We start from the raw sequence: 13,024 nt of genomic DNA on the forward strand, positions 1-13,024 counted from the left end.
CGAACGTCCTGTCAATCCCCCGAAATCGGCGCCGAAAAAAAGCATCAGGAGCCTGTCGCCGCTCTCCGCCCCGATGGCAACACCATGGACATACTGTGTGATATAAGTATAGGTGTATTTTCCACCGTGTGGGGTCGGGACTTTGCCGTTACAAGCATAAAACACTGAGCGTCCGTTGTGCTGAATGACAACTCTCTTTCCAATGAAAGACGACCTGCGATGGTTCAACAACCGCTGCTGCAGCTGGATTCATTGACCAAGAGCTACCGGGAGGGCGACAGCCTGCGTACGGTGTTCAGCGGTCTCAGCGCCTCTTTCCTCTCGGGCGAATGCGTGGCGCTGCTCGGGCGCAGCGGTTCGGGCAAATCGACCCTGCTCAACCTGATCAGCGGAATCGATCGGCCCGACGCCGGGGATATCATTTTTGACAATGTTCAGCTCAACCGGCTCAGCGAACACGAGCGCACCCTGTTCCGGCGTCACCATATCGGCTTCGTCTTCCAGTTTTTCAACCTGATCGGCACCCTGACGGTGCGCGAAAACCTGCTGCTGCCGCTGGAGCTGACGGGGAAACTGACCGCTGATCGCAAACAGCGGGTCGACCATATGCTGGCGGAGGTCGGTTTGGCCGACCGGGGAGAGAGCTTCCCCGACCGCCTGTCCGGCGGCGAACAGCAGCGGGTGGCGATCGCCAGGGCGCTGATCCATCAGCCCCGCCTGGTTCTGGCCGACGAGCCGACCGGCAACCTCGATGCCGAAACAGGCAACCAGGTGCTGGCGCTGCTCGAGCGCACCACCCGCAAGGCTGGACACGCCATGATCCTGATCACCCACAGCGCCGAAATTGCCGCCCACGCCGATCGCAGGGCTGCTGGCCTTGCCGCTGGGGATCATCCAGGCTCTGGTACTGATTCTGGTCATCAACCGCCGCTCTTTCGGCTGGACCATGCAGACCTCCATCACGGGCGACATCCTGTGGCAGGCGATTCTTCTGGCCGTCGGCGCTGCCGTGCTGGCCGGCATTTATCCCACTTGGCGCATGGCCCGTTCAGCCCCTGCGCTGGCGTTGCGGGAGAAGTGAAGCATGTCTGGTAAATTCTCCGCTTTATTCATCCTGATGGTGCTCTTCCCCCTGTGCACTGCAGCGGGCTGTCGCTTCTCTGAAAAAAAAGAGTCTGCTTCTTCCCGGCTGGAAGTCGGGCGCACCCTGGGCGCAGAAGAAGACACCGGCTATGCCCGCGCCCTGGAACCCCGTGGATTCGCGTTCCCCCGCGATCATGGCCCGCACCCCGACTTCAAAACCGAATGGTGGTACTACACCGGCAACCTCGAGGATGAAGAAGGGCGGCGCTTCGGCTACCAGCTGACCTTCTTCCGCGTCGCCCTGGCTCCACAGCCGATTCGCCGTTCCTCGAACTGGGGGGCCCGCCAGGCCTACATGGCCCATTTCGCTCTCACCGACGTTGCCGGCGATCGCTTTTTCTACGATGAACGCTTTTCCCGCGGAGCCATGGGCCTCGCCGGAGCCGAGAGCGTTCCGTTTCACGTCTGGCTGGAAGACTGGCAGGCGAGGGGACCGGCGGAAACCTTCCCTACAGAACTGTCCGCAAGCACGGATACAGCAGCCATTGATCTGTCTCTGCGACAGGGCAAGCCGGTGGTTCTTCAGGGGGAAAAGGGCCTGAGTCAAAAAAGTGCCGAGGCGGGCAATGCCAGCTATTACTATTCGCTGACCCGCATGCCCACGCAAGGCCGAATCAGGATCGAGGGAAAGCAGTACGAGGTCCGCGGCAGCAGCTGGCTGGACCGGGAATGGAGCACCAGCGCCCTGGCTGCCGACCAGCAGGGGTGGGACTGGTTCGCCCTGCAGAGCGACGATGGGCACGAATTGATGTACTACCAGCTGCGCCGCCAGGACGGATCGGCAGACCCGGCCAGTCGCGGCGTGCTGGTTACCCCCGACGGCAGCACCCTCCCCCTGCTGGGCGAGCAGCTTCAACTGGTGGCAACTTCCCGTTGGCGAAGCCCCCGCGGCGGGAGCTATCCTTCAGCCTGGCGAATGAAAGTGCCGGATCAGGATCTTGAACTGCAGATCACTCCCCTGCTTTCCGACCAGGAGCTTGACGTAACGATACGCTACTGGGAAGGCGCGGTGCGTTTTTCTGGGCACTACGGAGAGCGCCCCCTTACCGGATACGGCTATGTGGAATTGACCGGTTATGCCAAGGACAACCGCTGATCCCCAAGAAAATGGCAAAGGGTGCGATTCAACTGAGCAGGAAAAAGAGAAGTACCTTGACGGCGAGGATCTTGCCGATCAGGGCCACGGGATAGACGGTGGCATACGCCGAGGAGGCATAAGTTGTACTGGAAAGGGAGTTGGCGGCCGCCAGCCCCGAGGCGGAGGTCATGGCGCCGACCAGCACACCGAGAAGCCGTGGGAAGCGGATGCGCAGCAGCCACAGCCCCAGGGCCACACCCGCCACTACCGGCACCAGCGTCACCAGGACGCCGGCCAGCAGAAGCGGTGCGCCTTGCTGAGTGAGAGTATCGACAAAGGTGGTGCCGGCAGCGGTACCCACCGCCGCCATGAACAACGCCAGCCCCAGATCGCGAATCAGGTTGTTGCCGGTGGAGGGGACCTCCCAGATCATCTTTCCCGTCTGATAGCGGGCCCCGAGCAATAGCCCCGCCAACAGGACGCCGCCGGTGGTCCCCAGGCTCAGGGGACCGATCAGGGGGAGGGGAATGGTGATCTTGCCCAGCAGCAGGCCAAACAGCAGACCCAGCAGAATGGGCAGCAGACTGATCTCGTAAGTCGCTTTGAGGTCGTTGCCCAACATGCGGCGGATGTTGCGCAGAGAGCGCTCATCCCCGACCACGTGCAGCACATCGCCCAGATGCAGCATGGTATTGGCATCGGCGGCCAGATCGACCCCGTTGCGGGTGATACGCGCCACCTGCACGTTGAAGACTTCGCGGAAGTTGAAATAACCCAGGGTGGTGCCCGAGAATTCGCGCTTTGAGATGATGATGGAAGCCTTGGTCAGAACCCGGTCAAAAGCGATCTCCCCTTCCACCGCCCGGCCGATGTAAAGCCGCACCTTTTCCAGGTCCTGCGCACTGCCGACCACCCGCAGGTGATCGCCCTCCTGCAGCACCGTATCGGCGCCCACCAGCACCGGTTCAGTGCTGCCCCGGCGCAATAGGCGGGTTATGGTGACCGGTGCGATGCTTTTGAGAAACAGATCGGCCACCCGTTTGCCGAACAGGTTGGGGTTGCTGACCTCGATGTGCTGGAAGGTAATCGGCGGATGGATCTGTTCCAACTCGCGCGCCAACCTCTGCTCTTCCTGCTCCATGTCGATGCGCAGCAGGCGCGGCATCACCTTGATCGCCAGGGCCATGCCCACCACCCCGAAGCCGTAGGTTACGCCGTAGGCGGCCGGGGCGCTTGCGTGGCCGACCTGCTCTACCGCCACCGCCAGCGACGGCGTGCTGGTCATCCCCCCCGACAACAGGCCCGCGCCGGTCCCGGCGTCGAAGCCGAACAGCAGGCAGCAGCCCCAACTCACCAGCATCCCCACCGCCGCCATGGCCAGCACCACCACCGACATAACCAGGCCGTGCTGTCTGAACGAGGAGACAAACCCGGGCCCCGCCTGCAGTCCAACCGCGTAGATGAACAGAGCCAGCCCGAGGGTCTGAACCTCCTGCGGCAGGGTCCAGCCGTAATGGCCGAAGGCCAGCGCCACGAAGATCGTCGCCGAGGGACCAAGGGTGATGCCTGAAACGCGCACGCGTCCAAGCAGTTCACCCAGCGCCATGATCAGCAGCAGAAGGGAGATGGGGTGTTCCAGCAGAGTCAAGGCTTATCGGTTCCCATGCTCAGTAACGGATGCGCGCCCGGTATTCAAGCGCCGCCTCTCCTTCAGCCGGCACCTCGATGTCCCACGCCGCCAGGGCAGAGGACAACTTGCGGTGGGGGAAATTTTCCTCCAGGATGGTCCAGTCTCCGGGCAGCGGTTCCTCCACCCGCACGGTCTCCGCCTGCGGCTTGGCGTTCTTGAGAGTGATACGCCAGGCCGTCTCGATCACAGGCGACTTGTCGCGCCCCTGGTCCAGCTTGTGGTAGTCGGTCTGGACCTTTTCGGCGGTCAGGTCGAAGGAGGAGCCGAGGCGCAGGCGCACCTCTTCATTTTTCGGCGTATGGTCGATGCGATCCTCGCCGACAAACTGCGCCGTGCCGCGCGAATCGTCCTTGTAGACGCGCATGATCCCCTTGGGCAGCGGAACGCCGAGCCCGTCCTGCTCCCGGTTGTCGAAAGCGATATGCACCGCCACCTTGAGCCCGCGCTGGGGCTCGCCGTAGCGCCCGGTGTAAAAATGGGGTGCGCCGCGCAGCACCAGCTCCTTGCGCACCGGCAGCTCGGCCGCCGACAGCAGGCTGACTTGCTTGGTCTGGTTGTCACGGATACTGGTGGGCCGCGCCAGCGTATAGAGGTGGTATTCGAACAGGCTCTCTTCCTGAGGTGCCGCATCCTGCATGGCCATCGCCATGCGCGGCTGCGCCTCTGCCGCCCTCATCCTGTCCCGGGCCTGCTGCACGTCGCCCGCCACCAGTTGCACCTGTGCATTCCGGAAGGCAATGCCGCTCCTGTTGGTGAGCGTCACCCAGCCGGAGAGGTCGAGCCGGTCGTCGCTTTCGTTGAGCCTGGCCACATAATCTGCACGCCAGGACAGCCCGCCGGACAGGTAGCTCAGCTCAAGTTCGCGCTGCCCGGTGCGCGGATTGTCCAGCAGCAGCACCAGCGTCGGACGAACGCGCAGGGTCTCGGGCACATCAGGATAGACCAGCCGCCCCGGCACCCCCGTTTCGATACGATCACCCACTTTCAGGACCGGAACGCCATCGTTATAGGCCAGGACAGTGGCGGGTTGCGTCTGTTCTGCGCCGCTGGTGGGGTGGGTTCGCACCAGCAGCACGTCCCTGCCGACATACTTTTCCAGCAGTTTATCCGGGGTCAGCAAGTCGAAATCAAAATTCTGCTCGATGACGCGCAGGGGTGAATTCCCGTCACGAGTCCGCAGCAGAGCTGTCTCCGGACGGATGCGGGCGCTGACTTCGCGCACGGCGAGACGAATCTCACCTTCCGGCAGCTGCACCTCGCGCCGGTCGCGGACCAGGGCCAGGTCTTCGTTATAGATGGTGACGGCCACCGCGGTCTGATCCTCGAGTGTGGTCGCCGTCTCGGCGGCGACCGGGCCCGAGCCGAGGCACAGACCCATTGCTGCGATCATTCCGCAAAAAATAAAGAGAAAGGTTTTATGCATAGCATCCTCCGAAGAACGGAAAAACCCCCCAGGCCTTGAGGACCAGGGGAGGACTCGCCCGGGAACGGACGATTTCAGGAGTTCTTCTGGAAACGGTTGCGGTCCGGCGGCGCCATGAATTCCGGTCCGACCGGATCGGTCACCGTTTCGGTGATGATGCGGTCGATCTCCTTCAGGTCGTCGGCTTTGAGCCGCCACCCCATGGCTTGCTCCACACTCTGCACCTGCTCCGGGCGCCTTGCCCCCCACAGGGCGATATCGGCACCGTGGTCAAGAATCCACCGCACCGCCAGATGAAGGACATCGGTGTCGAAACGCTCACGGGCAAGGCGATCGAGTTTTTCCACCGCCTGCAGATACTGCGGGTATCGCTCAGGCTTGAATTTCGGATCGTGGCGACGCAGGTCGTCCCCTTCGAAGCGGCTGTCCGCGTGCATTTTCCCGCTGAGCAGGCCGCGGCACAGCGCCCCGTAGGCGAGCGTGGTGATGCCGCGCTGCTGACAGTAAGGGAGCACATCCTCCTCGATGCCGCGTTCGAACAGATTGTAGGGGGGCTGACAGGTATGCAGGGTCGACTTTGAGCGGAAGGTCTCCATCTGTTCCGGTGAATAATTGCTGACGCCGATGGCGCGCACCTTGCCTGAGCGCAGCAGTCGATCCATCGCTTCGGCCGTTTCTTCGATCGGCGCAACGGGATCAGGCCAGTGAACCTGGTAGATATCGATATAGTCGGTGCGCAGGCGCTTCAGAGAGGCCTCGACTTCCTCCTGAATGCGGTCGGCGCTTGCGTTGCGAAAGACCTTCCCATCTTCAGTCCATTGGAGACCGGCCTTGGTAGCGATCAAGACCTGGCCACGCCCGCCGCGGCGGGACAGCGCTTCGCCGACCACTTTTTCCGAACGGCCGAAGCCATACACCGGCGCGGTATCGATCAGGGTGATCCCATGATCAAGGGCCGCATTGATGGTGCGGATCGACTCTTCATCGTCGGCGCCACCCCACAGCCAGCCGCCGATCGCCCAGGTGCCGAGGGCGATGCGCGACGCGACCAGATCAGTTCCTTTTATGCGTGTGGTTTCCATATCCATTCCTCCTTGCGGGAAATATACACAACTGTGCAGCATGTGGGTCGTGAAAAAGAAGGTGTCCGCGCAAAGTCTAGCAAGGATTACCGCAAGAACAAGCCGGATGCACACAACGGTCAGGAAGTTTGGATCCAGCGCTGGAGTTTGGCAGAGAGTTCCGCCATGCGGATCGGCTTGGCGAGGTAGTCGCTCATGCCGACACGCAGACAGCGTTCGCGGTCGCCGTGCATGGCATGGGCCGTAAGGGCAATGATGGGGATATCCATATGATCGTCGCCACCCTGGCCGGCGCGAATACGACGGGTGGCTTCCATGCCGTCCATCTCCGGCATCTGCACATCCATCAGAACCAGATCGAACCGGTCTTTGCAGAGGATTTCCAGCGCCTGGCGGCCGTTTTCAACCTCTTCGGCCTCGAAGCCGAGCCGACGCAGAAACGTCATGGCCAGCTTGCGGTTGACGGGATTATCCTCCGCCAGCAGGATTTTCCCTTTTTCGACGGGGACATCCTGCTCAGGGCGCTTTTGGTTCGCATCGGGCTTCGTTTCAAGCTGTCCGGAGCGCTGCAACAGAACCTGCTCCAGCATCTCCATGAGCTTTGCCGTTCGAATCGGCTTGTGCAGCACGCCGAAGAACGGCGGATCCTCATCATTATGCGCTGCCGACGGGCGACTGAGGCGGCTCAGGACGATGACGGCAGGAGGGTCCTCCTGCCCGGCGCGTCGCAGGGCATGCGCAAGGGGAGCAGTCATAGGGGGCGCAAGGTCGTGGTCCAGGAAAACCACCCGCAGCGGCGCGCCTTCGCGGCGTGCCTGTTCGGCGACCGCCAGCACCTGCTCGGGATTGTGCGCAACCCGGACCGAGGCATTGTGGTTTTCAAGCCGACGGATCAGAAAATCCCGCTGCATGGCCTTGGCGCAGGCAACCAGCATCGGGATGTCTGCACAGTCCAGAGTCGGCGGATCTGAATGACTTTCTTCCAGGAGCGCCGGTTTCAATGGAATGTTGCAGCGGAAAGTCGTTCCTTTTCCGGGAGCGCTGTCAAAATCGATTGTTCCTCCCATCAGATCCAGCAAGCGCCGGGTGATGGCCAGTCCCAACCCGGTTCCGCCGAATTGCCGCGTACTGGAGGGGTCACCCTGCTCGAAAGGCAGAAAGAGTTTCTCGCGCTGCTCAGCGGAGATGCCGACCCCCGTGTCGCGGACTTCGCAACAGATGGTGACCGCCTCATCGCTGCCCCCAGCAAGAGACACCAGAATCACCACCTCGCCACGGGGGGTGAATTTGACTGCGTTGCTGCCCAGGTTGAGCAATACCTGCCGCAGACGGCCGGGATCTCCCCGTAACCACAGCGGCACGTCAGGCGCAATATAGTTGGTCATCTCCACGGGTTTGTCTCCGATCTGCAAGGCAAGCAGATCAACGGATTCCTCCACCAGTTCCAGCAGGTTGAAATCTTCTTCCGCAAGGACGAGACGATCGGCTTCGATCTTGGAAAAATCAAGGATGTCATTGATGATGGACAGCAGAGACTCGCCGCAGGCGCGCATGGTGCGCACGTACTGTTCCTGCTCTTTGTCGAGCGCCGTTCCCAACATCAACTCCGCCATGCCGACGATCCCGTTCATAGGCGTGCGGATTTCATGACTCATGTTGGCAAGAAAGCGGCTTTTGGCCTCGTTGGCGTTGCGGGCCTGTTCCGCCATGCGATTGCTGTGGGCGATGGCCCTCTTGAGGCGCTCGTTGGCTTTTTCCAGCGACTCCTTGGCGCGCAGCAGCTCCGCCTCGGTTCGCTTGCGCTCGCTGATATCCTCAAAGACTGTGACCATGCCGCGCACGGCGCCCCCTTCAATCAACGGACGACTGGCCGCGCGCACCACGAATGGCTCGTGGTTGCTGCGCAAAAAGGTGAGTTCTCCATGAAAAGGCCCACGCGAGCGGCACATAGGGCAGTCGCTCCGGTCCCCATTGGAGCTGGCGGGATGGAAGCTGTCGTGGGGGGACTCCCCCAGAAGCTTGTCCCGGTCGCGACCGATAAGGGAGGCGCCGGCCGGGTTGATGTAAGTCAGCTGACCGGCGGAATCGGTCACGTAAAGCCCTTCCCCCATGCTCTCTGCGATCGCCTGAAACTGACGGCGCTCCTGAGCCAGACGGGAGCGGCTCAGCATCAGGCGATACAGAGCCCAGCCAGCCAGCATCACAAAGAAGGTGGTCAGGGCCAGGTTGGTGAAATAATTAACATCCTGCTCCGCCAGCGCCCGACCCTCCGCGTAAGACGCCAGATAGCCTGCCAGATCTCCCTGAACATCGGTAATCGGGGTAAAAACAGCGACATAAGCTTTCGCCCCCAGCGTGAGCTTGAAGGCGCCCCCCTCACCCGCCTCCAGAGCTTGGCGAATATCCGGCCTCTCCGCGATGCGGGCCTCCAGGCGGCGGCTGGTAAAAGACAGGGGCGGCGGAGCATCGGGCAGTTCGCGGCGAGGGTCTTCCTCCACCCAGGCTCTGGAATCTCCTGCCCAGGGGCCGTAAAGTCCAAGGCTTTCATCAAACAGGTGCCCCAGGGCATCTCTTCGCAGAATCAGGTTGAACTCGGAATCGGGCTTAAGCTCTGCTATAGCCTGGCGCAAAGTATCAAACGGCAGTCCAAGCTCGACACTTCCAAGCAGGCTGCCATCATCATCTTCCAGGGGATAAACCGAACGGAACCCCGATATGACCTTCCCGACTTCAAACCCTTCAAAAGTCTGCCTGCGCAACTGGGCCATTCGTATAGCGGGACGCACGGTGATCAGCGAGTCACCGCTGAGGTGAGGCGCATGAAAACGCAGCAGGCTGACCGCGCGCGGGAGATGAAACTGGAGCTGCCGCATGCCTCTGGCGCGAAGCTTCAGGTAAACGGGAAAAAACTTGCGGTAGAGCAGTGCGCGGGCCTGCACCCTTTGCGCTTCGTCCTGCGCCATAACCAGCAGATCAAGGATTTCCGGGCGGCGGACATACTCGTCCACATAGACGCCCAGCCCGTCCTCAAAAGAACGGACCGTTGCCCGCCAGGCGAGATCCTGCATCTCCAGACGCTGATTGAGATAGGCGTTTTTCTGTTCTGCATGCCTTTGCCGAAACATCCCCGCCACCGCCAACCAGGCCAACAGCAGGAAAAGAGCAAACGCAATGCGGTGCCTGATACGCATCATGCCAGGCCGCCTTTTCCAACGAACCTTTTCAAGTCTCCCCCACCCTCATTCCTCCCCATCCCGGGAGGAATCCATCAGATAATCGACCGCGCTGCGGCCGGACTCCTGCAACATCCGCCGCATGCTGCGGTAATCGTCCTCATTGGCACGCACAAACCCCCGCCGTGCCACCCCCCATTCGGTACGCTGATCCCGGGAAACGGCAAGAAGCGCCTCGGTGACGGCGTCAATAATCTCGGCGTCGACGGTTTTCCGGTTGACCACCAGGGCAAAGGCCGGCATGGGCGGAGTTTCATCCAGAACGCGCAGTCCCAGCGAGGCATACCGCCGAGCAATGTGGGTTTTGACTCCGCCGACAGGATACTCGCCGCGAACAACAGCCTGGGCCACTGCTGCGTGATTACCAAGTATCTCGAAAGAGGCCGATTGGGGGTCGATGCCGTGCTTTTTCAGCAGGTAGCTCGTAGAGAGAGGGCCGCAGGTGCTTAAATGCTGGGTAGATGCCAGAGGGATATGTGCCGCACCCTTCATTTCGGCGATCGACTCGGGACCGTCGAAAGCCGTGACCAGGGCGCAGGTGTAATGGGCGCTGCCATCCGCCTCGACGAAAAACAGAATCGCCTGCGCCTGTGGGTACTGCTCGCGCAAGGCCACATAAGGGAGGGGGCCGATTTCCGCCAGGTCGATGCGCCCTTGCTGAAAAGCACGGACCACATCGGCGTTGGCCATTTCGTAATGCAGCTCGATGTCAACGTCCAGTTGATCTTCAAGAAAATCGAGCATGGGCCGGCTTTCAGCCACCACCTTATCGGCACCAACCAGGGGCAGGGGTGTATAGACCAGTGTCTGCCCGGCAAACAGGAGAGAAGGACTCAGAAGAACGGCCAGAAACAAAAGTGTTCTCAGCCGCCTGAAATTTTCAGAAATGCATCTTCTGGCGGGGGGTCTCATGATGTCTCCTCCAGACCGGTGGGAAACCCATAAGAAACATTCAATCACACATCGAAATAAGTTTAAAGACTTTTTACACTTGTTTGTGTGGCAAAAACAGCGCCGTCAGGCCGGTTCCAGCCCGGCGAATTTAAGGAGGAGTTTTTTCGGCCCGACCCGGTTGAAATAAACGGTGACTTTCTGGTTGTCGCCCTGCCCTTCCAGCCGGCGAACGGTGCCGACCCCGAATTTGACATGGCGCACCCGCATGCCGATGCGCGGCCCCTGGTCAGGCTCCGGAACCAGCCGCACGTCCTTTTCAAATTCTTCAAACGACTCCTTTTCATCTTCGGCTGAGGACTGCTCCGCGCCAGGCATGCCGGCAAACACCGCCGCCAGGTTGTGAGCGGCGGCCTTTGGGGCTCTGTCGGCCTTTGGCGAGTTGGAACTTTTAACCCCGACCTGGTCATCAAGCAGGGAAAGAGGGATCTCCGCCAGAAACGGGCTGGGTGGATTGAACTGAAAATCGCCGTAGACACGCCGCCGCCGGGCATGGGTAAGGTAGAGTTTTTCCATGGCGCGGGTCATCCCCACATAGCAGAGCCGCCGCTCCTCCTCAAGCTCCTCGCCGCCGCGCCCGGCACGGCTGTGGGGGAAAAGCCCCTCTTCCATACCGGTCATGAAGACCACCGGGAATTCGAGCCCCTTGGCAGCGTGCAGCGTCATGAGGGTGACCCGGTCGAGGCGCCCGTCATAACTGTCGAGATCGGTCACCAATGCCACCTGCTCGAGGAAATCCTGCAAGGTGCTCTCACGGCCCCGGTGTTCCTCCATACCGGCCAGAAGCTGTTCGAGGTTGTGCATGCGCTCACGCGCCTCTTCGGTCTTTTCTTCACGCAGTTTCGGCCCGTAGCCGGTCGCCTCAATCAGCTCGGCGGTCAACTCCGGATAGGGGGCTGTCTCCAGCTTACCGGCGAATTCGTCCATCAGAGCGACGAACGCCGTCACTTTTTTATTCGCCGCAGCGCCCAGAATGCCACGTTCCAGGGCCAGGCGGCAGGCGGGGAGAAAACCGCCCGCGTCATCTTCGAGTTGGGCGATGCGCGCCACGGTGGTCGCCCCGATGCCACGCGCCGGCACATTGACGATACGTTTGGCCGAAACCGTATCGGCCGGATTCACCAGCACCCGCAGATAGGCAAGGATGTCCTTGACTTCCATGCGGGAGAAAAATTTGATGCCGCCGATCATGACGTAGGGCAGGCGCTCCTGTACCAGCGCTTCCTCCAGCGGACGCGACTGGGCATTGGTGCGGTAGAAAACGGCCATTTCGCCCAGGGGACGCCCGGCGCGATGCAGGCGGGCGATCTCGCGCGCAACGAAACGCGCCTCTTCCAGGTCATCGGGCAGCGCCTCAAGGGTAATTTTCTCCCCTTCCGGATTGTCGGTCCATAGGCTCTTGCCGGTACGCCCGATATTGCGCGCCACCACTTCCCCGGCAGCATCAAGGATGGTTCGGGTGGAACGATAATTCTGCTCGAGCCGAATCACGGTGGTATCGGGGTAGTCCCGCTCGAAACCGAGGATATTGCCCACCTCGGCGCCACGCCAACGGTAGATGGACTGATCGTCATCCCCCACCACGCACAGGTTGCGGCTGCCGTCGGCCAGCAGACGGGTCAGCTCGTACTGCACTGCGTTGGTATCCTGAAACTCATCCACCAGCACGTAGCGAAACCGCTCCTGCCAGCGCCGCAGGATATCCTCTTCGTTGCGCAGAAGATGCACGGTGAGCATGATCAGGTCGCCGAAGTCGAGCGCATTGGCGAGCCGCAGCCGCTTCTGATAGAGGTCGTAGATCCTCACCAGCTGCTCGCCGCGGAAATCGTCCCGGTCACATTCCTCGGGCAGCAGTCCGCGGTTTTTGAACCCATCGATCGCTGCAGCGGCGGCCCGCGGCTTGAAGGACTTCTCGGAAACACCCAGTTCTTTGAGCACATCCCGCAGCAGGCGCTCCTGGTCCTGGTCGTCGTAGATGGTAAAATCGGAGGTATAGCCGAGAGCCGATATTTCGCGCCGCAGAATGCGCACACAGAGGGAATGAAACGTCGACACCCAGGGCAGCTCGCCGCCGCCCAGCAGCTGTTCGATGCGCTCGCGCATCTCGCCGGCCGCCTTGTTGGTAAAGGTCACCGCCAGAATCTGCCAGGGCGCAACGCCGTGTTCACGGATCAGCCAGGCGACGCGATGGGTCAGGGTACGAGTCTTACCGGAACCGGCGCCGGCCAGCAGCAGAAGCGCTCCGTCGCCGTGCTGCACGGCCTGGCGCTGCATGGGGTTGAGCTGTGTCAGAAGATCGGTCATAAGATCACTTGTCGTTTCAGGGGAAAAACAGATTATTTACCGCGGAGAGCGCGGAGAAAAACCATTTATGAATTATGAATCAAATGAATCTTTGCTCGAGCCTTTGACTTTGACTTTGCG

At 61.3% G+C, this 13,024-nt stretch carries 7 protein-coding genes and 2 pseudogenes; 3 read left to right on the forward strand and 6 right to left on the reverse strand.

The window, feature by feature from the left end:
- Nucleotides 1-219 precede the first annotated feature (219 nt).
- The 3 genes and pseudogenes from GSUB_RS20125 to GSUB_RS13760 form a co-directional block, all read left to right on the forward strand.
- Nucleotides 220-729 (forward strand): annotated as a pseudogene (locus tag GSUB_RS20125) (ABC transporter ATP-binding protein); the annotation flags it as partial.
- Nucleotides 730-859: 130 nt separating this feature from the next.
- Nucleotides 860-1,081, forward strand: a pseudogene (locus tag GSUB_RS20130) (hypothetical protein); the annotation flags it as partial.
- 3 nt (nucleotides 1,082-1,084) lie between these two features.
- Nucleotides 1,085-2,239: a lipocalin-like domain-containing protein gene (locus GSUB_RS13760; RefSeq protein WP_040201321.1), complete on the forward strand. Its 1,155-nt coding sequence runs from the start codon at nucleotides 1,085-1,087 to the stop codon at nucleotides 2,237-2,239.
- Nucleotides 2,240-2,267: 28 nt separating this feature from the next.
- Here GSUB_RS13760 and GSUB_RS13765 read toward each other — a convergent pair whose 3' ends face one another.
- From GSUB_RS13765 to GSUB_RS13790, 6 genes are all read right to left on the reverse strand, one after another.
- The gene (locus GSUB_RS13765) at nucleotides 2,268-3,869 is read right to left on the reverse strand and encodes an aspartate:alanine exchanger family transporter (protein WP_040201322.1); all 1,602 of its coding nucleotides are present in this window, start codon (nucleotides 3,867-3,869) and stop codon (nucleotides 2,268-2,270) included.
- 19 nt (nucleotides 3,870-3,888) lie between these two features.
- A complete protein-coding gene (locus GSUB_RS13770; protein ID WP_040201323.1) occupies nucleotides 3,889-5,334 on the reverse strand; it encodes a DUF4139 domain-containing protein in 1,446 nt (481 codons plus the stop codon).
- 74 nt (nucleotides 5,335-5,408) lie between these two features.
- Complete coding sequence (locus GSUB_RS13775; RefSeq protein WP_200890146.1) at nucleotides 5,409-6,422, reverse strand: aldo/keto reductase; 1,014 nt, start codon at nucleotides 6,420-6,422, stop codon at nucleotides 5,409-5,411.
- A 113-nt stretch (nucleotides 6,423-6,535) separates the two neighbouring features.
- Nucleotides 6,536-9,610, reverse strand: coding sequence for a response regulator (locus GSUB_RS18165; protein ID WP_052464936.1), 3,075 nt, complete (start codon nucleotides 9,608-9,610; stop codon nucleotides 6,536-6,538).
- A gap of 45 nt (nucleotides 9,611-9,655) precedes the next feature.
- Nucleotides 9,656-10,504: a PhnD/SsuA/transferrin family substrate-binding protein gene (locus GSUB_RS13785; protein ID WP_158414094.1), complete on the reverse strand. Its 849-nt coding sequence runs from the start codon at nucleotides 10,502-10,504 to the stop codon at nucleotides 9,656-9,658.
- Nucleotides 10,505-10,666: 162 nt separating this feature from the next.
- On the reverse strand, nucleotides 10,667-12,904 hold the full coding sequence (locus GSUB_RS13790; protein WP_040201325.1) for an ATP-dependent helicase: 2,238 nt from the start codon (nucleotides 12,902-12,904) through the stop codon (nucleotides 10,667-10,669).
- Nucleotides 12,905-13,024 lie beyond the last annotated feature (120 nt).

The sequence above is a fragment of the Geoalkalibacter subterraneus genome, from assembly GCF_000827125.1.
GTDB lineage: Bacteria > Desulfobacterota > Desulfuromonadia > Desulfuromonadales > Geoalkalibacteraceae > Geoalkalibacter_A > Geoalkalibacter_A subterraneus.